This window comes from Sphingobacterium paramultivorum, assembly GCF_014109745.1.
Taxonomy (GTDB): domain Bacteria; phylum Bacteroidota; class Bacteroidia; order Sphingobacteriales; family Sphingobacteriaceae; genus Sphingobacterium; species Sphingobacterium paramultivorum.
Genome location: NZ_CP058555.1, coordinates 1,322,987 through 1,347,875, shown reverse-complemented (window position 1 = coordinate 1,347,875; position 24,889 = coordinate 1,322,987). Strand labels below are relative to the sequence as shown.

31 protein-coding genes are annotated in these 24,889 nt (G+C 41.8%); 8 read left to right on the top strand and 23 right to left on the bottom strand.

Translation table 11 applies throughout. The features are described from left to right. Positions 1 to 93 precede the first annotated feature (93 nt). Positions 94 to 840 carry an SDR family oxidoreductase gene (locus HS960_RS05740; protein ID WP_182331740.1) on the bottom strand — a complete coding sequence of 249 codons (747 nt, stop codon included), beginning with the start codon at positions 838 to 840 and terminating at the stop codon, positions 94 to 96. 103 nt (positions 841 to 943) lie between these two features. On the opposite strand from HS960_RS05740, the gene HS960_RS05735 reads away from it, so the two are divergent. Then, entirely contained in the window at positions 944 to 1,282 is a 339-nt protein-coding gene (locus HS960_RS05735; RefSeq protein ID WP_182331738.1) for a winged helix-turn-helix transcriptional regulator, read from the top strand. A 69-nt stretch (positions 1,283 to 1,351) separates the two neighbouring features. Here HS960_RS05735 and HS960_RS05730 read toward each other — a convergent pair whose 3' ends face one another. The 15 genes from HS960_RS05730 to HS960_RS05660 all read right to left on the bottom strand — a co-directional run bounded on the left by HS960_RS05730 (position 1,352) and on the right by HS960_RS05660 (position 14,844). After that, complete coding sequence (locus HS960_RS05730) at positions 1,352 to 1,858, bottom strand: DsbA family protein (RefSeq protein WP_182331736.1); 507 nt, start codon at positions 1,856 to 1,858, stop codon at positions 1,352 to 1,354. A 7-nt stretch (positions 1,859 to 1,865) separates the two neighbouring features. Continuing rightward, positions 1,866 to 2,321: a redoxin domain-containing protein gene (locus HS960_RS05725; RefSeq protein ID WP_182331734.1), complete on the bottom strand. Its 456-nt coding sequence runs from the start codon at positions 2,319 to 2,321 to the stop codon at positions 1,866 to 1,868. A 96-nt stretch (positions 2,322 to 2,417) separates the two neighbouring features. After that, positions 2,418 to 3,464 carry a cupin domain-containing protein gene (locus HS960_RS05720; protein WP_182331732.1) on the bottom strand — a complete coding sequence of 349 codons (1,047 nt, stop codon included), beginning with the start codon at positions 3,462 to 3,464 and terminating at the stop codon, positions 2,418 to 2,420. A gap of 338 nt (positions 3,465 to 3,802) precedes the next feature. Then, positions 3,803 to 4,624, bottom strand: a complete 822-nt coding sequence (locus HS960_RS05715; protein ID WP_120334018.1) for an alpha/beta fold hydrolase — start codon at positions 4,622 to 4,624, stop codon at positions 3,803 to 3,805. Between the two features lie 180 nt (positions 4,625 to 4,804). Continuing rightward, positions 4,805 to 6,997, bottom strand: coding sequence for an ATP-binding protein (locus tag HS960_RS05710; RefSeq protein WP_182331730.1), 2,193 nt, complete (start codon positions 6,995 to 6,997; stop codon positions 4,805 to 4,807). Between the two features lie 76 nt (positions 6,998 to 7,073). Continuing rightward, positions 7,074 to 7,769, bottom strand: a complete 696-nt coding sequence (locus tag HS960_RS05705; RefSeq protein WP_182331728.1) for a LytR/AlgR family response regulator transcription factor — start codon at positions 7,767 to 7,769, stop codon at positions 7,074 to 7,076. Between the two features lie 71 nt (positions 7,770 to 7,840). After that, positions 7,841 to 8,314: a Dps family protein gene (locus tag HS960_RS05700; protein ID WP_182331726.1), complete on the bottom strand. Its 474-nt coding sequence runs from the start codon at positions 8,312 to 8,314 to the stop codon at positions 7,841 to 7,843. A gap of 46 nt (positions 8,315 to 8,360) precedes the next feature. Next, on the bottom strand, positions 8,361 to 9,329 hold the full coding sequence (locus HS960_RS05695) for an NAD(P)H-quinone oxidoreductase (RefSeq protein ID WP_182331725.1): 969 nt from the start codon (positions 9,327 to 9,329) through the stop codon (positions 8,361 to 8,363). A gap of 5 nt (positions 9,330 to 9,334) precedes the next feature. Then, positions 9,335 to 9,802 carry a lipocalin-like domain-containing protein gene (locus tag HS960_RS05690; RefSeq protein ID WP_182331723.1) on the bottom strand — a complete coding sequence of 156 codons (468 nt, stop codon included), beginning with the start codon at positions 9,800 to 9,802 and terminating at the stop codon, positions 9,335 to 9,337. 48 nt (positions 9,803 to 9,850) lie between these two features. After that, on the bottom strand, positions 9,851 to 10,408 hold the full coding sequence (locus HS960_RS05685) for a hypothetical protein (RefSeq protein WP_182331722.1): 558 nt from the start codon (positions 10,406 to 10,408) through the stop codon (positions 9,851 to 9,853). Positions 10,409 to 10,715: 307 nt separating this feature from the next. After that, positions 10,716 to 11,522, bottom strand: a complete 807-nt coding sequence (locus HS960_RS05680; protein WP_182331720.1) for a helix-turn-helix domain-containing protein — start codon at positions 11,520 to 11,522, stop codon at positions 10,716 to 10,718. A 29-nt stretch (positions 11,523 to 11,551) separates the two neighbouring features. Continuing rightward, positions 11,552 to 12,526 carry an SDR family oxidoreductase gene (locus HS960_RS05675; protein ID WP_182331718.1) on the bottom strand — a complete coding sequence of 325 codons (975 nt, stop codon included), beginning with the start codon at positions 12,524 to 12,526 and terminating at the stop codon, positions 11,552 to 11,554. A 10-nt stretch (positions 12,527 to 12,536) separates the two neighbouring features. Next, positions 12,537 to 13,451, bottom strand: a complete 915-nt coding sequence (locus HS960_RS05670) for an oxidoreductase (RefSeq protein WP_182331716.1) — start codon at positions 13,449 to 13,451, stop codon at positions 12,537 to 12,539. Positions 13,452 to 13,758: 307 nt separating this feature from the next. After that, positions 13,759 to 14,202, bottom strand: coding sequence for a carboxymuconolactone decarboxylase family protein (locus tag HS960_RS05665; RefSeq protein WP_075992971.1), 444 nt, complete (start codon positions 14,200 to 14,202; stop codon positions 13,759 to 13,761). A 66-nt stretch (positions 14,203 to 14,268) separates the two neighbouring features. Further along, positions 14,269 to 14,844 (bottom strand): Crp/Fnr family transcriptional regulator, encoded by a 576-nt coding sequence (locus HS960_RS05660; protein WP_182331714.1) that lies wholly within the window; start codon positions 14,842 to 14,844, stop codon positions 14,269 to 14,271. 157 nt (positions 14,845 to 15,001) lie between these two features. On the opposite strand from HS960_RS05660, the gene HS960_RS05655 reads away from it, so the two are divergent. Genes HS960_RS05655 through HS960_RS05645 form a run of 3 tightly spaced genes read left to right on the top strand, consistent with a single transcriptional unit; the run spans position 15,002 to position 16,972 of the window. Next, positions 15,002 to 15,391: a DUF1398 domain-containing protein gene (locus HS960_RS05655; protein WP_182331712.1), complete on the top strand. Its 390-nt coding sequence runs from the start codon at positions 15,002 to 15,004 to the stop codon at positions 15,389 to 15,391. Positions 15,392 to 15,447: 56 nt separating this feature from the next. After that, entirely contained in the window at positions 15,448 to 16,014 is a 567-nt protein-coding gene (locus tag HS960_RS05650) for a hypothetical protein (RefSeq protein ID WP_182331711.1), read from the top strand. Positions 16,015 to 16,036: 22 nt separating this feature from the next. Next, positions 16,037 to 16,972 carry a 1-phosphofructokinase family hexose kinase gene (locus tag HS960_RS05645; protein WP_182331709.1) on the top strand — a complete coding sequence of 312 codons (936 nt, stop codon included), beginning with the start codon at positions 16,037 to 16,039 and terminating at the stop codon, positions 16,970 to 16,972. A 61-nt stretch (positions 16,973 to 17,033) separates the two neighbouring features. Here HS960_RS05645 and HS960_RS05640 read toward each other — a convergent pair whose 3' ends face one another. The 4 genes from HS960_RS05640 to HS960_RS05625 all read right to left on the bottom strand — a co-directional run bounded on the left by HS960_RS05640 (position 17,034) and on the right by HS960_RS05625 (position 18,939). Continuing rightward, positions 17,034 to 17,204, bottom strand: a complete 171-nt coding sequence (locus HS960_RS05640; RefSeq protein WP_182331707.1) for a hypothetical protein — start codon at positions 17,202 to 17,204, stop codon at positions 17,034 to 17,036. Further along, positions 17,191 to 17,445 carry a hypothetical protein gene (locus HS960_RS05635; RefSeq protein ID WP_182331705.1) on the bottom strand — a complete coding sequence of 85 codons (255 nt, stop codon included), beginning with the start codon at positions 17,443 to 17,445 and terminating at the stop codon, positions 17,191 to 17,193. Before HS960_RS05635 ends, HS960_RS05640 begins: the two co-directional genes overlap by 14 nt. A 323-nt stretch (positions 17,446 to 17,768) precedes the next feature. After that, positions 17,769 to 18,173 (bottom strand): DUF5675 family protein, encoded by a 405-nt coding sequence (locus HS960_RS05630; protein ID WP_182331703.1) that lies wholly within the window; start codon positions 18,171 to 18,173, stop codon positions 17,769 to 17,771. Between the two features lie 4 nt (positions 18,174 to 18,177). Beyond that, positions 18,178 to 18,939: a hypothetical protein gene (locus tag HS960_RS05625; RefSeq protein ID WP_182331701.1), complete on the bottom strand. Its 762-nt coding sequence runs from the start codon at positions 18,937 to 18,939 to the stop codon at positions 18,178 to 18,180. Positions 18,940 to 19,321: 382 nt separating this feature from the next. Between HS960_RS05625 and HS960_RS05620 the strand changes: the two genes are divergently transcribed. After that, a complete protein-coding gene (locus HS960_RS05620) occupies positions 19,322 to 19,522 on the top strand; it encodes a hypothetical protein (protein WP_120333975.1) in 201 nt (66 codons plus the stop codon). Positions 19,523 to 19,567: 45 nt separating this feature from the next. On the opposite strand, the gene HS960_RS05615 is transcribed toward HS960_RS05620, so the two are convergent. Further along, positions 19,568 to 20,434: a hypothetical protein gene (locus tag HS960_RS05615; RefSeq protein ID WP_182331699.1), complete on the bottom strand. Its 867-nt coding sequence runs from the start codon at positions 20,432 to 20,434 to the stop codon at positions 19,568 to 19,570. 312 nt (positions 20,435 to 20,746) lie between these two features. Here HS960_RS05615 and HS960_RS05610 point away from each other — a divergent pair, with 312 nt between their 5' ends. The 3 genes from HS960_RS05610 (at position 20,747) to HS960_RS05600 (ending at position 22,180) form a co-directional block, all read left to right on the top strand. Continuing rightward, positions 20,747 to 21,121 carry a hypothetical protein gene (locus HS960_RS05610; RefSeq protein ID WP_182331697.1) on the top strand — a complete coding sequence of 125 codons (375 nt, stop codon included), beginning with the start codon at positions 20,747 to 20,749 and terminating at the stop codon, positions 21,119 to 21,121. A 9-nt stretch (positions 21,122 to 21,130) separates the two neighbouring features. Next, complete coding sequence (locus HS960_RS05605; protein WP_182331695.1) at positions 21,131 to 21,670, top strand: cyclic nucleotide-binding domain-containing protein; 540 nt, start codon at positions 21,131 to 21,133, stop codon at positions 21,668 to 21,670. 285 nt (positions 21,671 to 21,955) lie between these two features. Next, entirely contained in the window at positions 21,956 to 22,180 is a 225-nt protein-coding gene (locus HS960_RS05600; RefSeq protein WP_153848719.1) for a hypothetical protein, read from the top strand. Between the two features lie 62 nt (positions 22,181 to 22,242). Here HS960_RS05600 and HS960_RS05595 read toward each other — a convergent pair whose 3' ends face one another. Together HS960_RS05595 and HS960_RS05590 are read right to left on the bottom strand one after the other, a co-directional pair. Beyond that, positions 22,243 to 23,502, bottom strand: a complete 1,260-nt coding sequence (locus tag HS960_RS05595) for a TlpA family protein disulfide reductase (protein ID WP_182331693.1) — start codon at positions 23,500 to 23,502, stop codon at positions 22,243 to 22,245. 19 nt (positions 23,503 to 23,521) lie between these two features. Beyond that, positions 23,522 to 24,889, bottom strand: a complete 1,368-nt coding sequence (locus tag HS960_RS05590; RefSeq protein ID WP_182331691.1) for a RagB/SusD family nutrient uptake outer membrane protein — start codon at positions 24,887 to 24,889, stop codon at positions 23,522 to 23,524.

Below are 24,889 nucleotides of genomic sequence, written 5' to 3'. Positions count from 1 at the left end.
ATCGATACGCTCAGTAGTTGGTGTATGTCAATAGAAAGTGCTGGAATTTTTTTCGAGGTTCCAGCACTTACATTTTAAAAAATAAATGCCCAATTATAAAACCATTCCACCATCAATAAGGATTTCCGTTCCGGTCATGAAACTTGCCACATGGTTATCTGACAGATAAATAACAGCTTTGGCAACATCTTCTGCAGTTCCCATTTTTTGTAAGGGGATTCCGCTGATTAACCATTCATCAAGACCTTCCAATGTTTTTTCGTCCAATCCTGCTTTGGTCATAATCTCCGTTTTTGTAGGCCCAGGACTTACTAAATTTACTCTGATTTTTCTTGGTGCTAATTCTGCAGCAGCGGTCTTCGCAATGGAATTCAATGCTGCTTTGCTTGCCTGGTAAATCGAACTATTTGGTTTGGAGGTGGTCGCGACGTTGGATGAAAGAAATACCACTGAAGCACCATCGTTCAACAGGGGAATAAATTTGCTCAAAGTAAAATAAGCTCCTCTGAAATTAATACCCATTACATTGTCAAAATTTTCGGCACTCATATGTTCGATCGGACCTAAACTTCCGGTGATGCCTGCATTAATAAACAGGATATCAACTTTTCCGAATTGCTTTTCAACTTGGGTTTTGAAATTTTCAATATCTTCCAATTTCCCTTGATCTGCCACAAAAGAACTAGCCCCTAATGCTGCTGCAGCATTTTCAATGGCTTCTTTTCGTCTTCCGGTGATAATGACTTTTGCTCCTTCGGCAATTAACTCTTTTGCGGTGGCATATCCTATTCCGCTGTTTCCACCTGTTACAATGGCTAATTTGTTATTCAACTTTTTCATTTCTTTAATTTTTTTTCAAAGTTATCAGAGAAATGGTATACTTTTGTTATCAGTATAACTGAGTATATCAGTATCATGAATTATATCACTTAACTTTGTGACCATGGAAAGAGATCAGACAGAAGAACTTAGAGCGTTGCAGGACACCCTTTATTTCATTGGTGGCAAGTGGAGAATCCCTGTCATTAATTCGCTTTGCAACGGCAACCGACGTTTTCGCGAAATTGAAAGAAGTATCCCCGGGATTACCACACGAATGCTTTCAAAAGAACTGAAAGATATGGAATTAAATAAGTTGGTTAAACGAACTGTTTATCCCGATACGCCTGTTTTAATTGAATATGAACCCACTGCATATTGCAGAACTTTCGGGAATATTATTTTGGAAATGATTAACTGGGGTAGAGAACATCGAAAAATGATTGTGGAGGATAAGGTTTAGAATTGTATTATATGTACTACCATCAGCTAAAAAGCTGCTGATGGTAGTACATATGAAATGCTTAGCAAGTTATCTAATGAAAAGGTTGAAAAGGTCTGCAGCTCCAGCTTTAAACTTCTTGCCATTCACATAAAACGATGGTGTCCCATTGACTCCGCTGATAACTCCGCCCTGAAAATCGGCATCAATTTTATTCACCAGCTCCTCTTTTTGTATATCGGACTTAAACTTTTCCATATCTAATCCTATTTTTTCTGCTATTTTAAAAAGATACTGGTCGTCAAGCTTCCGCTGATTTTCGTAAATGGCATCGTGCATCTCCCAAAACTTATCCTGCAAAGAAGCAGCTTCTGCAGCGATCGCGGCCGGAAGCGCATATTCATGCATTTCTGAAAGCGGGAAGTTTCTAAATACAAATTTCACCTCTCCGCTAAATTTTTTCAAGAGCTTCTTTAGCACCGGATAAGCGGCTCCACAGTAAGGACATTGATAGTCACCATACTCTACGATAACTAAATCGGCATCTAGATTGCCTTGGGCGTGGTCAGTTATACTGACAGGTATTTTTAATGACATAACTATTTTATTTTAAGATTTTAAGAGCTTCCAATATTCCATCTGCACCGGGATTTACCGCCGTTGGTGATTTGTAGCACCATTGGATGATACCTTCTTTATCGATTACAAAAAGAGCGCGGTTGCACTGACCTTCATGCTCATTATAGACATCGTATTTTTTTGCTACCTCACCCTTTGGCTCAAAGTCTGCAAGTAGCGGAAAGTGTAGGTTACGCGACTGCGAAAAAGCCAGATGGCACCATTTGCTGTCCACGGAAATTCCGAACAGTTCTGCGTCATACTTTTTAAAGTACTTGAGCATTTCATTATACAGTGCCATCTGATCACTGCAGACTGGACTCCAATCGGCAGGATAGAATGCTAAAATCACGTTACGGCCCTTAAATTCGGATAATGTAACTTTCTGGTCTGGTGTTGCAAATAATGTAAAATTTGGTGCAACAGTATTTTGTTCTAACATAATTTTATTGTTTAATAATTGATATAGGCAATATGGATGCAGATGCAAGTAGAAAGAACGCTCGTAGAAAAACTTTCTTTTCAGGCAGCATAAGTTTTATTTTTCAGGTTGAATAAAAATCTTCTTAGATGGAAATTTTTCAATTTCACCATCTGCTAAGCCAAAGTTTGTCACCACGACATCTTTAGGATTGCCTGAAAGCCATTCGCTCAGATCAATAGACTCATATTTCCCGTTGTTAAATCCGATAAGAACACGGCATACCGTATCACCTGTATTTTTAATGTAGTGTCCAGCTCCCATGGGTACATAGCCTACGTCACCTGCATTGAACTTTTCGGTGACTACAGTACCCTCGGCAAGAAAAACAGACATCTCCCCCTGGCCCGAAATATAATACTGCCACTCGTCGGCATTCGGATGCCAGTGCATTTCCCGAAGTGCCCCAGGCTGCAATTCAAGAATAGAACCGGCGATGGTCGTACTGATCGGAAATTCCTTACTTGTAACCAATCGCTGAAGACCACCCCCGGGAATGATTCTAGGCTGCTGGGCGTGAAGCGGATAACGATGTAAATTGGTAAGTTCTATGTCAGATTCTTCTGGTCTTGCAGCAGCATTAAACGACAATTCATCCGGGACAATACCTGCGGCGAAATAGGCTTCTTTTTTCGGCAGCGCAGCAACTTCTTCCAATGTCAACCCTAAATTCTGTGCGACAATTTCTGGAGGCATACTGGCAACGAAGTCAGTTACGCTAAACGTGTGGTCTTCGGAAAAATTACCGTTGTCAAATATCAGGATGAAGTGACACTCTTCAGTTCCTGTTGCCTGGATCGAATGTCCATAGCCTTTCGGAAAATACCATACATCACCCGGTTCAAAATTGTCGGTATAGCTATGACCGTCCGGATGAATAATGGTCGTACGAACGGTTCCTGAAATGACGTAGGCCCATTCAGCAGCATTTGCATGCCAATGGAGCTCTCGCATACTGCCCGGCTGTAATCGCATCGATACACCCGCAATTCCGATCGAAGCCGGGAAGTCGGTTACAGAAGCACCTCTGGTGGTACCACCATCATTTGTGCGTGGTTCTTTTTTTTCTAATTCGTACTTGAAGCTTAATGATGTCGTTTTCATAATATTGTTTTTAACGATTGATATTCCTGTTTGTTACTAAAGTAAATTTACCGAAGAAAGGACGCGAGTGATACTGGCTTTCGGTGAACAGGCAAATATGATCGTTGAACGAGTCATGTAACAAAACATTCGTCATTCACATTATTATGGATTGGAGTAGCTTTTAGACTTATTTTTTAAAAAGTTGATCTATTGAGATAGCATGGTACTCGTTCATTAGCGCAAGAAAACTTTGTTTAGTTGAAAGGCTTATAAAATTGAGGTACCATTCTTAATTACTCCTTAACAAAAAAAGTGAGCTATGCAGCTCACTTTTTATATTTTTTGGTAAGGAAGTTTTAAGATTCAATAAAGGCTAAAATATCCTTATTGATCGTCGCAGCCTCTGTTGTAGGCATACCGTGCGGAAAGCCCGGGTAAGTAATCAAGGTTCCATTCTTTAAGAGTTTAGCAGATTTAACGCCGGCATTTTCATAAGGAACAATCTGATCATCCTCACCGTGCAGCACCAGGACAGGAATATCAACTGCTTTCAAATCTTCTGTGAAATCTGTTTCAGAAAAAGCTTTGATACCCTCATAATGGGCAACAATTCCCCCCATCATACCCTGTCTCCACCAGTTTCTCCGAATTCCTTCTTTAATATCCGCTCCCGCTCTGTTATAACCGTAAAAAGGAAGTGTTAGATCGATATAAAATTGTTGTCTATTGTTCAAAGTCTGATCCCTGATATTATCGAATACCTCCATTGGCACACCATCAGGGTTACTTTCATTTTGTACCATGATCGGAGGAACAGCACTGATAAGTACAGCTTTCTTTGCTCTTCCATTAGCATATTTGTTCACGTAACGAATGACCTCACCTCCGCCTGTTGAGTGACCGATATGAATGACATCTTTGAGATCAAGGAATTCAACAAGTTCGGCAGCATCAGCAGCGTACTGCTCAATGGTGTGTCCATAAATATCCTGACTCGATCTGCCATGCCCTCTCCGGTCATGAGTGACTACGCGATACCCTCTCTGTAGGAAGAAAATCACCTGTGCATCCCAGTCATCAGAAGATAATGGCCAGCCGTGGTGAAACATCAATACTGGTCCCTGTCCCTGATCTTTGTAAAAAATTTCTGTTCCGTCTTTTAGATTTAAAGTGCTCATAGCTATTTGGTTTAAATGTTAATATGTATTTTCTTTTTGCTACTATAAAACTACACGAACAATTAGCCAATTTCAAAAATCATTCGACGAATGGGCAAAATGAGTCGTTAAAAAGACAACAAAAAAGATCATCAAGCATGACCTGATGATCTTTTCAATTACGTATTGTTCATGTAGAACTTAGTTCGTATAGCTTGCTAATAAACGTTGAGCTTCTTCGACGGCTGTGGTAAGGATCTGTACGACTTCGGTTAAAACACCTTCCGATAAGGTGTTCTGTTCGGTTGTCAGTTCAAGTATTCCCAGCTTATCATCAAGCACAGGAAGCAATCCCATAATGGCGACGCTGGTTTTAAAATCATGTGCCCTTAATTTAAATCTGGAGAAGTCCTGACTTGCGTAAGCGGCCTTTAGCTCCTGAAGCTGGCCTGGAACTTTGTCGATAAACTGGCGGGTGACTGTCCGCTCGAAAGCGGCGTCCCCCCTACTTACCGAATGCATGTAAGCAAGGTCCAAATAAGTATACTTCCCCTTATCCGCAATTTCTTCAAACTGCACTGTAGGCTGGAATCCGATGCCAAAATGTGAAATAAGCTTAAAGAGCTCTTCTTCATTGATGGGTTTGGAAATATATTCGTTCATTCCTCTGCTAAGGCATTTTTCTCGTTCACCTGCCAAAGCGTGCGCAGTCATGGCAATGATCGGAATATCCAATTGCAACACTTCCCTGATGTGTTGCGTTGCAGCATAACCATCCATCTGGGGCATCTGTAAATCCATCAACACAAGGTCGGCGTGATTATTTTTTAGATACTCTACGGCCTCCTGTCCATTGGAAACAATGTCAAAATCTACATTCCATTGTCCGAGCAGATGCTTCATCAGGCTCTGGTTCATCATATTATCATCAACCACCAAAATATGAAGCGGTACATTGGATTGATCTTTAAAATAATCAGTATGAGCCAGGGGTGCTATTACTAGTTGCTCTTGTGCTATACCGTAGGGAATAAAAAACTTGAACGTTGTGCCGCTTCCCTGCTCGCTCTGTACTTCAATGTCGCCATGCTGGAGTAGTACGAGGTTTTTTACGATAGACAAGCCGAGTCCTGTTCCGCCATAATTGCGGGTAATGGAATCTTCGCCTTGATTAAAGCGTTCAAAAACTTCATTGAGTTTTTCCTTGTCAATTCCAATTCCGGTATCTGTGACGACAAATCCAACCACAACTTCCTTTTCGCTCCTGCTCTTTTGGTAAATTTCGATATGTATACTGCCCTGTTTGGTAAATTTAATGGCATTTCCAATCAAGTTTACCAAAATCTGGGTTAACCTGGTTGCATCCCCTGTCAGTGTATCGGGAATGGAGACATCGACCTTACTTGAAATCGAAAGCCCTTTTTCTTTTGCCCTTTCAGTGAAGAAGGTTTCTACAGAATTTAACAACCCACTGATACTGAATGTACCGACAGTAATACGCATCATACCGGCCTCGATTTTGGATAGGTCCAAAATATCGTTGATGATCGTCATTAGATTCTCTCCCGACTGTTGAATTGAGGAAACAAACTCAGAAGAGGTCGCGTCCAGGTTTCTTTTTTGCAGCAGGTTTGTAAATCCGAGAATTCCACTGAGTGGGGTTCTGATTTCGTGGCTCATATTGGCAAGGAAGTTCTCCTTGGTCTGCGCGGCAATGGAAGCTTTCTTTTCAGCAGCGTCCAATTCCTCGATCAGCACACGTTGCCGGCGAAACTGGCGTAGGATATGGAAACCGACTACCGAACCGCTCAAAATCAATAAAACCAATAGGGAAATATCGTATAGCCGTGCTTTTCTGCCCATTTCCTCACTCTGCAAGCTGAGCTCACTCATGTGCAATTGCCTACTTCTATAGATCTTAGCTGTTATTCCCGTAATTTCGTTGGAAATGATTCGGGCTCTTGGATTGGCAATTGAGGTTTGATCATCCATGTTTCCAAGAGAATTATACCGTGCCAAAAGCCTATCCCGGACTATTTTTTTGTCCATTGCAAGGACGCCCAGCCGTTGTATCAGCTTTTCTTCAACAGGATCGGAATTATCCCTGGACAAGGAATCCAGAAAGTTCTCGATCTGATTTATCTTTTTATCGATACCTTCCAGATGGGTCGTATCGTTAGTGGCTATTGATGCTCTGATCCTACTTTCCACACCAAGGATATCGCGATCGATTTCCCGCAGATGATTGCTCGCACGCAACTCGTTCAGCAGTGTGTTATTGTTATGAATAAGTGCTTCTGTATTTCTGGCCGAATTGACCTGAACGGCAATCAGCAGTATTGTTCCCGCTATAAATGTCAGAATTATAAAGTAGCTAAACCGTTTACTGTTCATTATAGAATTACTTGTCATAAACAAAAGTTAAGAGGATTGGTTAAGTAATACCTTAAGAATAAAAACAGCAGGTGATTTAAAATACATTCATTCTTGTATTTAAAGCCTTGCGATACGCATCTGCTACCGGAATGAATGTACCGTTTATCACAATACCACCGTCCTGTAAAGTATCTATTTTACTGATTGATACAATAAAGGACCGATGCACCCTGATAAAATCATTCTTCGGTAAACGCTCTTCCGCAGTTTTCATCTTGCCATGAATGGCAAACATCTTTTCTTTTGTATAAAATTTTACATAATCTCCCATTGCCTCTGCGTAAAAGATATCTTCAAGCTTCAGGCGTCTTGTCACGTTAGCATCTCGGACAAACAAAAATTCATCGTTACTGATATGCACATGGTCTTTTCGGCTATCCAGGATTGCCTGGGCTTTCTCTACGGCCTGTAAAAACCGGACAGGAGAAATGGGCTTTAAAATATAATCCGCGATATTAAGCTCAAAAGCCTCGATTGCATATTCCTTTTTGGAGGAAGTGAAAATGATGATTGTATCTTTACCAGATAAACTTTTGGTAAGCTCAATACCTGTCATTTCAGGCATTTCAATATCTAGAAAGAGCAGGTCAACCTCGTTTTTCTGAATAAAATGGTAGGCCTCCATAGCGTTTGAAAATTCCTGCACGATGGTAAGATCCGGAACCTGCTTTGCCAAATGGGCCAAGGTCGTTCTAGCAATATCATTATCGTCAACAATCAGAGCTTTCATAGTAATAAGTATATATGTTATTATGACAAATATACTTATTACTTTCTTTTTTTATCACTAACCAATAGCTCCTATCTAAAATAGGAACGGATCATCCATGCCATCTCCTCATGGCTTTCCATCAGTCCCGTAATGAAGTCGCTGGTTCCATAATCTTTATATTCCTCGGCAAAAGGTGTAATATTTCCACGTAAAAATTCAATGATACTTTCGTGGTCTGCCAGCAGGTCTTTCATGTAGCCAAGACCATCATTTGTCCTGTCACTATACTCGGTAAGGTGTGTCAATTCCAGGTAGCTCTTCATGGTTGCTGGTGCATAATGCCCGATTTTACGCAGGCGTTCAGCAACGCTGTCAATAAGTTCGTCCAGCTTCTTGTACTGCTCCTCAAAGAATATGTGGTTTGCGTGAAAATTGTCTCCCGTAACGTTCCAGTGTGCATTTCGGGTCTTGATATAAAGGACAGTTTCATCAGCCAATAATTTTGCCAATTGTGCAGCAACAGCATCTTTGCTTACTTCGTTTATTCCAATGTTTGCTTTCATAATATGAATGTTTTTAGTGTTATTTTTCTAATGTAAATGACCTGCGCTATCGAACAAGAATAATTTTACCTGTGTGCGTCCCTTCTTCTAACAGCTTATGTGCTTGAATAGCTTCGCTAAAGGGAAATGTCTGAAAAATGACAGGTCTTATCTTTTTTGATTCAAGCAGCGGCCATACGTTTTTTTTAACTTCGGCTGTTAAATATTTCTTAAACTCATAATCCCGGCTTCTTAAGGTACTCCCTGTGATCGTTAGACGCTTGATCATCATCTGCCAGATGTCAAGATCCACATGACTGCCAGATACAGCATTGATATAGACAAGCCGCCCTTCAGGTTTAAGGATATTGATGTTCTTTCGGACATAGTCCCCGCCGATCATATCCAGGATAACATCTACACCTTCCTGCATCAGTTCTTTCTCGAAATCCTGCTTTTTATAGTTGATATAAAAATCTGCCCCCAGGTCAATACAGTTCTGACCTTTTTCATCTGAGCCCACGGTCACAACGACGCGTGACCCAAGCGCATGCGCCAACTGTATGCCTGTAATACCAATTCCACTATTACCTCCGTGGATCAGAAGAGTTTCACGAGGCTTCAATGCCGCTCTCTGAAAGACATTTGACCATACGGTAAAAACTGTCTCTGGTAAACTTGCAGCCTCAGCATAAGTGAGATCAGCGGGTATTTCAAGGCATTGCCCTTCACGCACAGTTACAAATTCGGCGTACCCGCCACCAGCGAGCAGTGCGCAAACCTTATCGCCCACTTTAAAGTTTGCGACCTGTGGACCGCATGCTACGATTATACCAGCTATTTCCAGTCCCAGTATGTCTGCGGGTACACCGGCAGGAGGAGGATAATTGCCCTCCCGTTGAAAAATATCAGATCTATTGAGCCCCGCCGCTTTTACTTCGATCAGGACTTGGTCTGCTGTGGGTATTGGCGTTTCAAATTCTCTCAGCTGCAGGACCTCGGGCCCGCCGTAGCTTGTTATTGCGACCGCTTTCATATGTTTCAATTATTTGTTCTTAAATTTTCAGCTCTTTTCCATTTCAGTTTGTGCACAACTTCTTTTCCCGCTGAGAGAAAAGGTTTGCCACTTTCCAAAAACAGATATTCATTATCAAAATGTATCAACCTATTCTGTGTTTGACCGGTCCAGTTTGGAAAAAGCGAAATAAACATCGTATGACTTAATGTCTGTTTTACTTCATCAGTATCAAATGGACCAGAATAGGCTAAATAGGTAGAGCTTTCCTGCACATACTCTCCTGCAGTAGCACCGGTCCAGTGCTCTTGACTAAAGTTCTTCCGTTTAGGATTCATAATCTGTGCTGACATATAACCGTCAGGATTATATATGATGAGACCCTTGGGTGATTTTCCCATCGGATATGAAATATCACCATTTTCGAGCCTCACTTCGATCAGTTCCACCAAAGTCCAGGTACCGATCAGTCGTTTAAATAATGTCGCTTCCATTTTTAAAAGAGTTTTATTAGGCGCAATTAATGGTACGCCTACTTGCTGTTAGAAAGGCTGATTGTATTTTCCTGTAAGGGCTTTATTTTCGATACTTTTAGCAAAGTTCGGAGTCTCCTCATGGTTGTGTGCATCCGAAGCGGCCTGTCTTGCTGCAGCTGCATCCGAAAGATTGATGCCATTTTCTTTGATATAAGCCAGCATTTCAGGAGTAGCAGTTGCATGGATCTCATTGGTGTAAAGACAGGAGTTATCGTCAATTTTGGTGGCCTTAAGCTCCCAAAGCACCTGAACTTTTGTACGGCCTCCTTTGGTGATTGAATCTGAAATCGAAAGCATCCGACAGTAATCCGGTTCATGGACAACGGCTACGTAATGCTGTACCATTAATGCGTCTCCTATTGTTTCGACATTAAGTGAAACCGGTTCTCCGTCAAATGTTGTGGATATTGCTGCACCGATATGCTGGGTAGAGCATCTCTGATATTCTGCGTCGGGCAGGTTCAATAACCAATCGGCGATATTTACTTTCTCAATTGGTGCATTGATGATTGCTGTAACTGCTGAATGTGACAATGCGTTTTCTGAGGTTTGAATAATTTCCATAATATTAAATTTTGAATGATTGATTTGTGTTTACTGATGTAAATCTAGGCCTATTTACCGTCCGCCGAATTCACTTTCCATCGGACGGGCATAAAGTATCGTTAAAAAGGGAATATTAATCGTTGAGGCGATGAAGGATGAAGTAATCTGCAAAACGCGCGGCGGCTCTATGTTTTTTACGTTCAGGGTGTCAGTAAATGTTCTTCTGCAATCTGATGGTTTCCTTAACGATTATTTCAGCATCAAGAACAGCATTGTAGATGAAATGTCAGGGGGAGGTTTTTTATAGTTGGACTTTTGCTACTTGTTATTGAATCCGATTTGAAACGGGCTTTGCTATCTCATTTGGTGTCTTTCCGAATTCTTTCTTGAACGCAAAAGAAAAATGCGACAGATCTTCAAAACCTACTTCAAGATAGACATCACTCGGCTTTCTGGATTGCTCGGCAATTAGAAAATAGGCCTCCTGCAATCTTTTTTTCTTGAGCCAGGTGCCCGGAGCCATTCCGAATACACGCTGAAAATCCCGCTTGAAGGTCGATAGGCTCCTCCCCGTAAAAAATGCAAATTTTTGCAGGCTGATGTTAAACCTAAAATTTTTGTTCATGTATTCCTTTAAATTAATCCGGTCAGGTAACGAGAAATTGAACAATATATGAATGAGGTCAGGATTCGATTTCAACAGAATAATCAGTAATTCCTCTCTCTTGACATCAACAAAATCTGCACTGATCTCCAGATCGCCGGTATAATACGGTTCCAGGGATGTTATAAAATTCTTGATAAGCCTATTTTCCGGTATGAAAATAAAGGAGTCGCCTATGGCTGATGGCCGAATTTCATAAACATGGCGTTCAAGAAAGCGCTTCAGGAATTCCTCATCCAGGGTGATGATGATTTTTTCAAATTCATCATTGTCCTTATATTTTGTATAACGTACCAAATGATTTTTCCGGGCGATACAATAGTCGCCCGGTTTCATGCTGTAGTTTTTTTCGCCGTCATAAGCCTTCATATCTCCCCTCAATAAATATAGAAAATAGTTTTCCGGTATATAGTTTTCGGGGGAGATCTCTGGACCCAAGTGACAGGATTGGATGTTATTTACTTTCATGGTTTACCAAATATACTGATCCCTAACGTTTAATCCTGTACCTGACTAAATTTTAAACTGTCCACGCTTGCAAGTATCGCCTGTTCTTTCGCACGCGGGTGCCAGCCGAACATTTCTGCCGCTTTTTTGTTGGACATCTTTGTATACTCTTGGGGTGGTGTAGGCTGCAGGGCAGCAATTTTTCCGGCCAGTTTGGGACGTTCCTTTTTGATCAGTTCGGCTACATCATAAAAAGACATAGCCCCTTCCGAAGTTGCCAGAAATCGCTGTCCGGCCGCTTCAGGGTGTAACATCGCTTTGATATGGATATCAGCGACATCGCGTACATCTACCACACCAAATGTAAATGGTGCATTTTCCTTGACGAGTCCGTCAACAATACCCTTAACGACAGTATCCAGCGAGGCCGAGGAAATACCGCCGAGGATGGGGCCAAAAATTCCGACGGGATTAATGACCGTTAACTCCATAGCTGTGGCAGCATCCTCCATAAATTGCCAAGCGGCCTTTTCTGCAATTGTTTTTGACTTTATATAGGCCTGTATCGGTGCGTTTTCATCGGTCCAGTCGAGCTCCGTAAAAACATGATTTTTGGGATCGATGCTATAACCGATCGCAGCAAAAGAGGATGTGAGCACGACACGTTTGACGCCTGCCCTTTTCGCGGCTTTCAAGGCTCTCAACGTACCTTCTCTGGCAGGGATAATCAGCTCGTTTTCGTCTTTGGGCTGATCGGCGACAAATGGCGAGGCCACATGCAGGACATAGTCACATCCCTGCGCCGCTTCATCCCAACCGCTGTCGGAAAGCAGATCGGCCTGATAAAAAGATAGCTGATCAAACGTGCTGATGCCGCCTTCGCTCAGCGCATCCAAGATTTCGTTCTTGCGGGCGAGCGTGCGCAGTGTTGTTCTTACGGTAAATCCCCGCTCAAGTAGTGCAAGAATAGTATTAACGCCTAAAAATCCGGTACCACCGGTTACTAAAACTGTTTGATTGTTCATTTCGGATGAATTATTTGAATTTGTAGGTCAACTGTATGGCATTTTCTGCATATTCCCAGAGCATTTTGGCAAGCGCTTCATCGTTCATCGCTGCGGTATGATGGTTTGATAGCGCCGGATATCCCGCATATTCTTTCGGACCATCCGGGCCGTAAAATTTCCCGCCTTCAACCGACGCATCTGTCGCTGCAAATAAGCTGGGCAAAGCTCCCTGCCAGGGATCCATCACCTGATCAAATGCAGCAAACATGCCTTCCAGATTTTCATCCGGTATATTCCGCTGTAAATCGGTTCGCGTAACACCCGGGTGCGCCGCCACAGAAATCGCTGACATACGAGCATTTTTGAATCTCCTGTCCAGCTCATAGCTGAACAAGATATCTGCCAGTTTGCTCACCGCATATTCACGCCATTCGTCATAGCTCTTTTCCAATCTGAGGTTGTCAAAATCTATGCTATCCACCAACGTAGCCGCCCCACTGGAAAGTGTCACTACCCGGGCGTTGGCAGTCTGCTTAAGTAGCGGCAGCAGATATCCTGTCAGCGCAAAATGCCCCATAAAGTTTACACCGAACTGCAATTCAAATCCGTCATCCGTTTTAGCAGCTGGGGGCACCATTATTCCGGCATTGTTGACGAGAATATCCAGTTTTGTATGCTTTTGCATAAAGAGATCTGCAAATTCTCGAACCTGTCCAATGTTTGCGAGGTCCAGCTTTCCATAGTCCAATGTTCCGGTCCCTGCCGTGTGGGATTGGATTTTTTGGATCGCATTTTTTGCTTTTTGTACATCTCGTGCAGCGATGGTCACCTGTGCGCCTGCTGCAAACAATGCTTTTGCTGTTTCGAATCCGATACCAGTATTTGATCCGGTAACGATTGCTATTTTCCCTGATAAATCAGGAATGTTATTTTTTATCCACATAACCCTTTGTTTTTATTCTTCTACAAAATTCGTGGAATAGCTGTTACGCCGTTTTGTTGTGAAGTTCAAATTTTCTTTGTTGTGGAGTTCACCTTTCCGTTCTATTCCGAAGGTTTGCGATGTTGTACCAGAATTCCTACCGTTCCAATGCTGTTACCGGGCCTTGCCCTAATTTTTGGATATCACTGCCGATCAAATCTTTGAAATACCCTGTTTTGATATGCCTGTGTCCTTTAGGAATTTTTAAATAGAGGGAGCTAACGGAATACTTCTGGTTTATTGCTACAGCTCCCTGTATTCCTGAGCTCTAATCTTCTATTTCCAGATGCGTACTCAAGGCAATGCGGTTCCAGCCATTGATGGTGACGATGAGCATAATGATCTGAGCAATTTGATTTTCATTAAAAAATTGGGACGCCTTGCTGTAGGTTTCTTCACTTAATCCCTGCTGGTGGATAAGGGTTATTTCCTCGGTCATTGCCAGTATGGCCTGCTCCTCTTCGGTAAAAAATTTGGTCGCTTCCCTCCAGGCACTCACCAAAAAGATACGCTCGGGTCTTTCACCGTTTTTAATGGCATCCTTGGTGTGCATGCTGATACAGTACGCACAGTTGTTGATCTGTGATGCACGGATTTTGACGAGCTCTTTAAGCGTTTGCGCGATCTCAATTTTTGAAAGATAACCTTCCAATCCTAACATTGCTTTGAATGCCAGTGGTTCCGTTGTGCTGATGTTAATTCGTTTTTCCATGATTCTTATTTTTTAATTTGATACTACAAATTTGGAAAATGGAGAGCCGGAAAAACTTAAACGGGTTTAAGAAAAATTCTTTTTGCGGATTTCGCTGAGATACTCCGGTGTAAAGCCCAGATAGGAAGCTACGAGATATTGAGGTACGCGCTGCAGAAATGCAGGCTGGTTCTTGAGGAATTGACGGTATAGCTCCTCCCTGGAGTGCTCGTAAAGCAGCTTGACACGCATCTGTGCAGCAGCATACGCTTTCTGGTACACCATGCGAAAATACTTCTCCATGACCGGGTGCTTTTCCAGCAAATCATCGAAGGCATGCTGGCGAATGACCAGCACTTCCGTAGGCTGTACAGCCTGGATGTAAAATTCTGTGGCGGTCTGATTGATATAAGAGAAGGTCTCTGTCATCCACCAGTTTTCAATGGCGAATTCAGTTGTCTGCTGCACACCCTTTTCATTGATAAAAAATTTTCGCAGAATTCCATCCAGTACAAAATAACTTGATTTGCAGATCTGCCCTTCGGTCAATACGTTTTCTTTCTTCTTAAGGCGCTGCCGCTCAAAATATCCGGTTATATCGACAAATTCATCGTTGGAAATTATTATAAATTTATCCAGGTGTTTTTTGAACTGTTCAAGCATTATTGTACGTCTGTTTCATTATCTTTAGTTCAATTAAGATAATAAAAAATAAGATAACTTCTGCAACCTCGGTTGGCGCTTTGTTTCTTTAGTTTATTTACTTAACTACCAAATGGGAGGATATTTGAGAGGGGTTAACACTGTAAATCAAGAAAATATGTTTACAATAGAACAAATTAAAACAGCGCATAACCAAGTAAAATCAGGCGCGGACTTTCCTGCCTATATCCAGGAGATCAAAAAATTAGGGGTTACCGCTTACGACGTTTTTGTTGCAGAGGGGCACTCTGATTATTATGGTGATAATCATTACAAAACCAGCTCACCAGCTAGTCATGAACCATTGACTATTGGTGGTACTGTTGACGCTGAACCGTTCAAAAAAGGTTTAAAAGAGCATCAACAGGGCAAAACAGATTACCCCACTTTTATGGCAATGTGCGCAACGTGTGGTATCGAAAAATGGACTGTCTTTCTTGACAAGATGACCTGTGCGTATTATGATAATGCCGGGAATGAAATTCTGGTGGAAGAAATACCGCAGTAACACGATCCGCAATTGCGCAAATACACATCGAAGTTAAATTAAATATAGGAAAGAAAATGGGCCAATACTTTTGGATTGCTATACCAGCGGAGCTATTTTTTCAGCATTGCGGAGAAACGATGGAAAAACATCGGGCGCATGCCTATGTTGAGAAGATAAACCGTCGTTCAGGCAAACGGAATTATGTGAAATATAACAAGGAAAATCAGTCGGCATTTTTGAAAAGCTTTTCATCAGCGGATTATCATGGTTTTTTCCTATCCACCTATCCTTTTTCAGATCAGGAAACCAGCGTAGATTCAGGTGTCTTCTATGACTCGCCTGTAGCCGAATATACCATTGCAGGAAGCGGTGGTTATGAAACGGACCGGACAAGAGAAATTATCCACTTACGGCAGATCATGAAGCAAGCGGACAAATCCGCAAAAGCATTTTTTGCAGCCTTGCAGCGCAGCCTCAAAAAGATCCCCGATCTACGCGATACCTTAAGCAGTGGAAATAAAAATTATTTTTACCTGCCAACATCAAAAAGTATCATTCCCCCTAAAGCGCATAGCCGGCTTATAACACTACCCTGGGAAGAACACTGCCTGAGCAAAGACCTCGTCTACCAACAGCAATGATTCACATTTATAATATAAACAAATGGCAAAATCTATTTTAACAATCACCCTGAATCCATCCGTAGACAAAAGTACCAGCGTACCACATATCGTTCCTGAAAAGAAATTGCGCTGTGAAAAACCTATATATCAGCCTGGTGGCGGAGGAATTAACGTATCTCGTGCCCTGAAAAGACTTGGTCTGGCTTCCACTGCTCTTTTTACATCTGGGGGAAAGACAGGCAGTTTGCTCGAAAGCTTATTGCAGCTGGAAGATATTGCTATAGATCCTATTCGGGTGAATGGCGAGACCCGCGAAAACTTTATTGTAGTTGACAGCGCAACGAATCAGCAATATCGATTCGGGTTTCCAGGCGAAGAGTTTGAATCCAACGAACTGGAGGGGATTAGGACTTCAATTGAGGAACTCACTTATGTTCCGGATTTTGTCGTTATCAGCGGTAGTATGCCTGCTGGTATGCCGCCCGAGTTTACACGATCACTGATCAATACGTACAAAACGAAGGGCAGTAAAATAATTATTGATACATCTGGCGATGCACTTCGCCTTGCACTGGATGAAGGTGTCTATTTAATCAAACCGAATGCCGGCGAGCTCGCTGCTCTTGTGGGAAAAGAGGAATTGGGGCATTCCGATCTGGATATGGCCGCCCAGCAGCTAATTTCGGAGGGTAAAGCAACTTTAATCGTGGTCTCGCTAGGTGCACAGGGCGCTATATTATATTCAAAAACAGAAAAAATCCAGCTGCCTTCCCCAGTGGTAAAAGTACGTAGTACTGTGGGAGCTGGTGACAGTATGGTGGCCGGAATGGTGTCTGTTTTAGCCCAACAAGGCGATCTCGAGCATGTCCTTCAGATGGGAATTGCATGTGGCTCGGCGACCACGATGGCGCAGGGAACCGGACTGTTCGCTAAGAAAGATGTCGATAGGCTGTTTTCGGAAATAAAAAGAAGATAAAAAAGTAAAGATTTGGCTGTTACAAAAAGGCGCACTGTCCTGTGCGCCTTTTTGTTCCAATTTATCTCTTCCGTTTACCCAATTTGGCCAGTAGCCTACTCGTTGCGAAACTGACCAGGGTACCCAAGGCAGCTGTAAGAGCGGTTTGCAGTACATCACCCAGCGAGATACTGGCCCAGAGGGAACAGAGGGTACCACCTATAGCCGATATGCGGATATCATTCAGTTTCATCCCCTGCACTCCTTTCAGCCGCAGTTTCGGCATTACCGTCTGCCGCATTTAAATCGGCTTCCGATGGTGATTTTTTGTCTTTCACCTCCGGTTGCGATTTAGCTTCATCCAATACCGTTTCCACGATTCCCAGCCCCAATGCCAAATATTTCAGTACATTGCCTACCTTTCCTGGTAGTTTAACAGGAGCCGCCAGCACCAGCTGCAGCACCTGTCCTATTTTGTTAAAGATCTTTTTCATTTCTGTTACGTTAGATAGACAGGATTTTGGTCATTCGCTGCTGACCACAACCCTGCCCTTTCACCACCTACACACCTTTCGTTAATCTAAGGAGATCATGGAATTGAAAGCCTTGCGTTCCGACTGCCAATCCCGCCTCCAACATCCAAATCGATTAAAATGAAGGGCAAGGAATAAAAAATATAGCTTTTTGACTGTCAAGCTTTGACGGGATCTGGCGTAAATATGAATCACTGTCCGAGTGTAGCGAGTTTGATTCATATAGCCAGAGAACTAAAAAGATGACACAAAAGAAAGCAATTGATTATTCCAGCCCTTCATGTTTAACGAATACTCAAATACACTTCATCCCCCATATCCCACAGGCTATACACCAGGGCTTTGAGCTTTGCCAATGCCTTGCCGCTGTAATCACCTTTGCCTTCCCCCCTGAGCGTCGTCACTGGAGCGATACAACCCAGCAGTTCATCCTGTGCGTTATTGGCCGCATGAATAAGAATACCTTCGCGGTTGAGTACATGCGGGATACCGATCTGCTCGCCATGCCGCTGATAGCGGATTTTTTCGAGCTTATATTGACCGATCGGAATACAGCTGATCCGCTGGATGTTGTTGCGATCCGGCAGTTCGATGGTATGGCAGATATGCTCGCCATTGAAGGTGATCGTTCCATTTGTTCCCTCATCCCCGTATTTCCGCACGAGCTTGAGGGTGTGCCTAGTTTTCATAGGATTACGGCTGGATCACTTGAACAAAGGTCAACGCATTGTACATACCGTTGGATAAAGGGTAGTATCCGCCGTTGACGAATTGAAAATAACTGATACCCATCAGGATCAACACGGCAGATTCAGGCTGAGGCTCCAACGTCAAAATTAGGTTCTGCGCCGCTGTCAAATCACTCTTCCCGATATCCATGTACGCAGACCGCGCAATGGCTACTTCGTCCGCATCCGGATTTTGAGCATCGTACTCCGTCGCCACGAGCTGGATCTGCACATGCGTAGCTCCTTCCAGCCCTTTGATCACATTTTTTGCGATGATAGCCGGTATTTCAATGTAACCGTCACCCGTAGCACGATCGTAGGTCGGTCGGATTTTTAGGAAAAAAACATCCTTGAGCTGCGCCTTGAGATTACACTCCAAGCCGACCAATTGACCAAGGTTGGCGGCGAGCACCTGGCGATCTCCCCTGCCATTGATTTCATCTGCGCGCAGGACGCGATTCATACGTCCGGTCAGGCGGTTACTAAAGGCTGCATCCGAGCCCTGGCTGAGGACTTCGCGTAGCTGTTCACGCAGTTTTTTGGAAGCATTTGCCGCACGACCAAATTCCTGGCCATTTTCTTTTGTTCGCTGGAACCGCGGATCAGAATTGATCTGTTCTTTGGACGGGCCGCCTTTCATACGTGCCTGATAACCGCGTTTGTCCTTGTAGAAGGAAAGATCCCCGATCTTGCCTTCAAATTTTACTAAACTTACTTGTCTTGCCATGATTGTTTATCATTGGATTACGAAACAAAGGTGCATAGACAAAAATCAGAGCTTGTCTCGAATGGGCTGATGTGGGCTTACATGTATCCAAATGGGGTTAAATGGGATCATTTGTCTATTTTACATATAAATAACATTACCTAACTTTAGGTTAATAAAAAGCAGGTCATTCCCGATGGTAAAAAGCGATACATATAACCATTTATTGTGCAGTACAGCTGTAGCACATGTTAAGCACAGCTATAGTACTGGTATAGTACTAAACTATGACATGGAAAAATGTACTTAAATGGTGCTTCTATCCTACTTGAAGGGTGCTTAAGGATCAACGATTGATGAGCCGATTAAAAAGCTATTTTTAACAATTAAGTAAATATAAATTATGAGCAATCAACGTGTCTGCATTTATGCAAAAGACGTGAGTATCCTCTTGGGAAAGAGTTACAAACAAGCGGTCCGTATTCTTCGGACCATCAAAGATGCCTATGGCAAAGAACTTAATCAGTACATCACCGTGGAGGAATTTGCCGCCTATACCGGCATCGATGTAGAAACCATCCGTAGCCGGTGCCTGAAAAATTGATCGGCACATACCGCAACAGGAAATTCTTTTGAGCATGATTTCGGTTTATCTTGTGTTCCTTTTTTCTTCTTCTAGCTTTTCACATTGCTCGTACCAGGATACAAACCGCTTCTGATCATTTTTATTTACTTTAAGGTAGCCGACACAAGGTTTTTTAAGGTAAACTTTCCAATTTCTGCTGTTGGCCTCCCTTTCTATCGAACCAATCCCCTTATACTGCAGCAACCAGATCCCTGTGGCGAAAAATCGATTATCGCCAGCTAGCAACTCCTTTACCTCCTTTAAGGTCGAATAGGGCAATTTATGGTTTACGGCATCAGCATCCAGTCCTATAACACGTCTTTCCTCCAGTTCGATCAATAGATATGGACTGAAATCAAACTCATTTTCCAGCAAAATATCATCATGCTTTTGTTCTTGTGCCTGTATTTTCTTAACCTGATTTATATTAAGGTTTCGCGCGAATACAGTACCATAATATATACCAAGAATAGTAAGTTCAAATCCGAAAAAAACCATTATCATCAAAAAGGAAATCGGAAAAATCACCTTGAGGTTATTGATAAAATTAAATTGTTGCCCATGGACCCAAAAGTAAATATAGGAAAGTACGACTAGCGCAATTGATGGAATGAAAATACCTTTCAATAATAACAAAAACCAGCTGCGAGCACTATATTTTAACCTGGAAATCAACGGTACTTTTTGGCCCATTAGCCAGCTGATCAGAAGAGACAAGAGATAAAACCCGGCTGTGTTCAGAGCAAGCTGCAAACGAAATCCAGGCTCAAAAAAAATTTTAAAGAAGCCCTCTGGTTCGCCATAGGCCAGTAAAATATAGGAGCCGATAAAAGATACGGTCAATCTGCCAACATTAAAAATAGCTTTCCGTCGCTTGTATAAACGTTGCATAGAAAATTCTTTTAAATAAATAAGAAAACTTGTATTAGAAGATCTAGTTTGGGTCGGTGCTAAGATACAGAATTGAATTTAATAATAAAGCATAATAAAAACCATTATAAGCAATTCAAATGCTTATTCAATAAATTATATAACCTTAACTACACAATAGTGTAGTTTTATCGAGAAACAATGTCCCTAATTTACAGATATTGTCCCAATTTATCATGATCTGGGAAACCCATTTTCGGGAAAAACGGGCTTTAATTAGTTTTGAGAAGAGGAAGAATTCACCCCATTTTTAACAATTTAATAAACTAAACCATGTTTACAAAAAAGTACCCATTAACATCAAGCGGTGTCGACGAAAAAATGTATGATCTTTATCAAAAAGATGATAGCCAAGTTGAATTGGAAGCCGACTATGTTGAAGACAATTTTTTCGATTGGATCATCAACACCTTCACCCTAACCGAAGACCAGATTATTTATTTGTATTCGCTCGGTTTGGAATTTGCGTTGAAAAACGGCCAGGTGCTCGCCTATTGTTTTCGGCACCGACTCGAGGTCACGTTGACCAAAGGAGATCTTGCTCAACGCAGTTCAAAATTTATCCGTCGTGAAGAAAACGTATCAGCTACTTCCGAACCTGGCCAGGACGATGTTGTCGCTGGTGGAGTCAACTATTTTATCAGCTAAATATAGATTATGAATCAGGAACCGACGGAAAAACTTATTCAGACCATTATGCAACATGTATCCTTGCTTCCAGCGATGCAGGAACAGTTACTGTCCAATATTTTTATCAAACGTATCAAAAGAGACCATTATTTATCGCTGCATGAGAAGGATAATTTCTTTCTCCATTCAGGTATACTGAAAAAGGAGAATCAACTCAGTGGCGATATTGCCCATTTTATGCTTGAGGGAGATTTTGGCATATTTCCATCCGATCAGAGCAATTATAGCTTTGTCAGTGTGGAACCCTGCGTTTTGTTTGTATTAAGGGCGGGAGACTTAGACAACCTCCTATCCCAATACAAACAACTGATTTCCCCTTACAGAGATTTGATCTTTGAATGGGCAAAGCAAAGGCAACGACGTATTGAGCTGATGCTTTTACCCGCGGCCGAGCGCAAGGCGGCACTTGTGGAGCGTTTGGGCTGGTCTTATAACCGCATCCAGAATAAAGATCTGGCCAATTACCTGCATATGAATGTGAGCTACTTCAGCCAGCTGCCGCTGTGAAAACTGATATCCATCACTATCAATTTTGGTATCCAGATCTTCGGATATCCAAATTGAATAAGCAGAATCTCTTTTGATCTTAGTGATAAGAAAAGGAACACAAGTAGACAGCTACGAAATCATGAAATTGGGAGAAAAAAGTTCAAAGGGTAAAAAAACGGTCTGGCAAAAGGAGTACCCCGCCAGAGCGTCGGTTACGAGCAACCGTAACCAGTATGGGGGCCGGTACGACTGCAGCGTACTGAATTATAAATCTAATTTATTAACATTTTAAACCTTACAATTATGAGTTGGTATAGCTTTACGGGGTCAAACCCTGCCAATGCAAATGATTATACTCTGGTGAGTGGAACACCAAGCTGTTCTACCCCTACTCAACGATTGTGTGCCATTCAAGCTAATGATGATGGTTCAAATCATCCAGATTTGGATAATGCTATCTTATCTGAAATGGTGCAAGCTTTAGATTCGCAAAATAATACGGCGAATGTTAGACTTAAAGCAAGATAGTTGTTGAATAAGTATATGCATGAGAAAAGGATATGGCTATGCGCCATATCCTATCCTTTTTTTTAGTACTCTTCGATAACCAAAACATCCATTTCACTAAAGCCATATTCAGCCTTAATCCCATAACGGGCAAGCTGCTTATTCAACTCTTCCAGGTTATTGTATGGCGCAATTCTTAATTTCACATCGCTATTCACTTCGTCCAGTATCGGTGGAAATTGCATGCTCATATCTGTAAAGCCAGCAAATACAGCTGTCCCTCTGTAGGTAACCGCATCCGTAGGTTCTGGGTTGCTTTCCGATCGGGCCTTTGTAGGAACTAAGCGTAAAACTTTGATTTTGCGCACATCAGGTTTTATGGTTACACCAAAGAAGCTTTTAAAGTCTTCTAGTATACTATGTGCGCGTACTGAATCTGGTCGGATTATAGAATCATATCGCTCATAGCAAATACTATTTTTAGTCTCCCAAAACGGGTCTGATTGTTCGAAATCATAAAACTTTGAAGAGTCTTTTACCTGCCAGATCACTCGATCCATTCGTGGCACATACATTTTCTTTTTCAATTTAGCTTTCGATGCCAGTCCCAGCAATGCACTATAGATAGATGTATTATAAACTGAACTTTTGTAAAGTCCAGTTGTTGAGTCTGATTCCATTCTCCATGATTGATAAGGTATTCCCTCTTTAAAACCGGCAATTAACGTACCTGCTTTAAAATTTGTTGATGCACTTTTCGTTTGGCCTTTTAAGTCAGCCTTTCCATACTCATCTCTTAAGGGGAGATTGATCTGCTTTTCCTTATGTAATTTAAGCAAATTCTCCGCAGTGACATAGTTTGGTCCTGTTATAGCTTGCACACGGCCGTGATAGATAAGTACTTCATGTGGCACAGACTGATGTGGAAATAAATCTTTTAAATAGGTATCGTTATAAATTACGGGTAAATTTACTTTATGATCGCTTAAATACTGATTTTGAGCAAAGAACTTCTCCATCGTTTCCCTATCTTGCCAGGTAACGGTAATTATTTGGATTTTATCACCATAGGTATCTTGTAAATCCTGCAAATGCGGCATCAATTGTATGCACGAAGCACAATAGGTATCGAAAAAATCTAGTAGAACAACTTTGTTTTTCAACTTTTTCCAATCTATTCTCTTGAGTTTACCACGTATTAGCGACACGTTATCTGGCGCAATGAAAGTATCCCCTACCAATAACCTTTTTTTAAGATTTACCTTGAAATTTGGCTGAGCTTTCGCAACAACTACACTGCATAGCAGCGCAATTAAGTATATGTATAATAGTCTATTTTTCATGTGTTTTATTTTTAAATTCTCATCTTTTATTTTGAGGAAGACCTGCCAGGTCTATCACCGTTTCTGACAATCTGTAAGCATATTTAGGACTGTTGGGCGCTAAAGAGTACTTCTCCTCCCCGAGTGTTCTTATTAATGTTTTCTGAAAGCGGGGGTCTAAATTGAGCCTTTTGAGGTCTGCCCAACGACGTCCTCTAAATAGTAATTCTTTCCTGCGCTCGTTGACAATAAGTGCCAATAACTTATCAGGATCATTCTCAGTAATTTCCTCGGAAGTTGCGTTCTTGTTCCAACGATTTTTGAGTAACTTATTTATACAGACTAAAGCCTCCTTTATATGTCTGATACGACAGGCTGCTTCTGCTTTGATCAAATAAACCTCACTGGTGGTAAGCCCCATAAAAATATTGGCTGAAGATTTATCATAACTACCTTTAAATAAAAAGGAATTTGGGGGATTATTAGTAGCCTTAAAAAAGATGCCTTTGCGCAGATCATTTGTATGGTAGCTGCTATATAAATCTTTGTCCATCAAGGCAAAATTGGCTCCCATAATCCCTAGCGTCGTCGATAATGACGAATACAAAACCTCAATATTAAACTTTGGAATCGGTAAAGCATCTGTTGCCTTAAGACTATTAAAATCGATCAACTCAGGTCTCAACCGCAGACAAGAGTCTGCGTATAAATATGCATTGTCGAAATCTCCCATATCTAAATAGGCTCTAGCAAGTCCCGCATAGGCCGATGCTTTAAAAGGCCTGCCTTTCACGCTCTCTACAATAGGGAGATTAGATGCCGCTGATTTAAAATCGGAGATAATCTGATCGTACGTATCTTTCAGATTAGCACGATTTGACTTCCCGTCTATTCCCGATTCCAGGCGCAAAGGGATTCCAAAGTCATTAGGTGCTGAATTTATCGTATAAGCCGGACAATGCAGTTCTGTCAATAGATGAAATGAATACGCGCGTATAACGCGTATAAAATGAGCGGCACCTTTACAACGCGCATACTCCTCCATATTATCAGCAGCATTAATCCCCTTTAAAATGTCCAATACCTGATTTGCAACATAAACAGCTTTATATGGTCTTTGCCACTGAATAGCATCCGTATAAGGTTCATCGGCCCAAATGTAGGCATTGCGCTGATCCAATGAAGATGCTGCATTCCAGGTAGCATCGGTTACATAATAGTCATCCGTGCCCAGTTCCCCGTATATAGGAAACCCTCCTGTCAAATTGGTATAATCATTTAACAACAGCTTTGCATCATCCAAGGACTTGGGTATAGTCATATGGATATCGGATTTTTTATCCAAAAATGAATTACATCCTGTTAGTAATCCCACCCCTACAAGGAAATAATGATAATATAGTTTCAT

Bases quoted from the DNA above. Each gene is read 5' to 3' on its own strand.
- HS960_RS05660 (WP_182331714.1), bottom strand. From the start codon at position 14,844: ATGCTTGAACAGTTCAAAAAACACCTGGATAAATTTATAATAATTTCC.
- HS960_RS05675 (WP_182331718.1), bottom strand. From the start codon at position 12,526: ATGAACAATCAAACAGTTTTAGTAACCGGTGGTACCGGATTTTTAGGC.
- HS960_RS05645 (WP_182331709.1), top strand. From the start codon at position 16,037: ATGGCAAAATCTATTTTAACAATCACCCTGAATCCATCCGTAGACAAA.
- HS960_RS05680 (WP_182331720.1), bottom strand. From the start codon at position 11,522: ATGAAAGTAAATAACATCCAATCCTGTCACTTGGGTCCAGAGATCTCC.
- HS960_RS05690 (WP_182331723.1), bottom strand. From the start codon at position 9,802: ATGGAAGCGACATTATTTAAACGACTGATCGGTACCTGGACTTTGGTG.
- HS960_RS05600 (WP_153848719.1), top strand. From the start codon at position 21,956: ATGAGTTGGTATAGCTTTACGGGGTCAAACCCTGCCAATGCAAATGAT.
- HS960_RS05665 (WP_075992971.1), bottom strand. From the start codon at position 14,202: ATGGAAAAACGAATTAACATCAGCACAACGGAACCACTGGCATTCAAA.
- HS960_RS05715 (WP_120334018.1), bottom strand. From the start codon at position 4,624: ATGAGCACTTTAAATCTAAAAGACGGAACAGAAATTTTTTACAAAGAT.
- HS960_RS05605 (WP_182331695.1), top strand. From the start codon at position 21,131: ATGAATCAGGAACCGACGGAAAAACTTATTCAGACCATTATGCAACAT.
- HS960_RS05735 (WP_182331738.1), top strand. From the start codon at position 944: ATGGAAAGAGATCAGACAGAAGAACTTAGAGCGTTGCAGGACACCCTT.
- HS960_RS05700 (WP_182331726.1), bottom strand. From the start codon at position 8,314: ATGAAAGCAAACATTGGAATAAACGAAGTAAGCAAAGATGCTGTTGCT.
- HS960_RS05615 (WP_182331699.1), bottom strand. From the start codon at position 20,434: ATGCAACGTTTATACAAGCGACGGAAAGCTATTTTTAATGTTGGCAGA.
- HS960_RS05595 (WP_182331693.1), bottom strand. From the start codon at position 23,502: ATGAAAAATAGACTATTATACATATACTTAATTGCGCTGCTATGCAGT.
- HS960_RS05625 (WP_182331701.1), bottom strand. From the start codon at position 18,939: ATGGCAAGACAAGTAAGTTTAGTAAAATTTGAAGGCAAGATCGGGGAT.
- HS960_RS05705 (WP_182331728.1), bottom strand. From the start codon at position 7,769: ATGAAAGCTCTGATTGTTGACGATAATGATATTGCTAGAACGACCTTG.
- HS960_RS05725 (WP_182331734.1), bottom strand. From the start codon at position 2,321: ATGTTAGAACAAAATACTGTTGCACCAAATTTTACATTATTTGCAACA.
- HS960_RS05610 (WP_182331697.1), top strand. From the start codon at position 20,747: ATGTTTACAAAAAAGTACCCATTAACATCAAGCGGTGTCGACGAAAAA.
- HS960_RS05620 (WP_120333975.1), top strand. From the start codon at position 19,322: ATGAGCAATCAACGTGTCTGCATTTATGCAAAAGACGTGAGTATCCTC.
- HS960_RS05590 (WP_182331691.1), bottom strand. From the start codon at position 24,889: ATGAAACTATATTATCATTATTTCCTTGTAGGGGTGGGATTACTAACA.
- HS960_RS05695 (WP_182331725.1), bottom strand. From the start codon at position 9,329: ATGAAAGCGGTCGCAATAACAAGCTACGGCGGGCCCGAGGTCCTGCAG.
- HS960_RS05720 (WP_182331732.1), bottom strand. From the start codon at position 3,464: ATGAAAACGACATCATTAAGCTTCAAGTACGAATTAGAAAAAAAAGAA.
- HS960_RS05740 (WP_182331740.1), bottom strand. From the start codon at position 840: ATGAAAAAGTTGAATAACAAATTAGCCATTGTAACAGGTGGAAACAGC.
- HS960_RS05640 (WP_182331707.1), bottom strand. From the start codon at position 17,204: ATGAAACTGAATGATATCCGCATATCGGCTATAGGTGGTACCCTCTGT.
- HS960_RS05710 (WP_182331730.1), bottom strand. From the start codon at position 6,997: ATGAACAGTAAACGGTTTAGCTACTTTATAATTCTGACATTTATAGCG.
- HS960_RS05730 (WP_182331736.1), bottom strand. From the start codon at position 1,858: ATGTCATTAAAAATACCTGTCAGTATAACTGACCACGCCCAAGGCAAT.
- HS960_RS05670 (WP_182331716.1), bottom strand. From the start codon at position 13,451: ATGTGGATAAAAAATAACATTCCTGATTTATCAGGGAAAATAGCAATC.
- HS960_RS05650 (WP_182331711.1), top strand. From the start codon at position 15,448: ATGGGCCAATACTTTTGGATTGCTATACCAGCGGAGCTATTTTTTCAG.
- HS960_RS05655 (WP_182331712.1), top strand. From the start codon at position 15,002: ATGTTTACAATAGAACAAATTAAAACAGCGCATAACCAAGTAAAATCA.
- HS960_RS05635 (WP_182331705.1), bottom strand. From the start codon at position 17,445: ATGAAAAAGATCTTTAACAAAATAGGACAGGTGCTGCAGCTGGTGCTG.
- HS960_RS05685 (WP_182331722.1), bottom strand. From the start codon at position 10,408: ATGGAAATTATTCAAACCTCAGAAAACGCATTGTCACATTCAGCAGTT.
- HS960_RS05630 (WP_182331703.1), bottom strand. From the start codon at position 18,173: ATGAAAACTAGGCACACCCTCAAGCTCGTGCGGAAATACGGGGATGAG.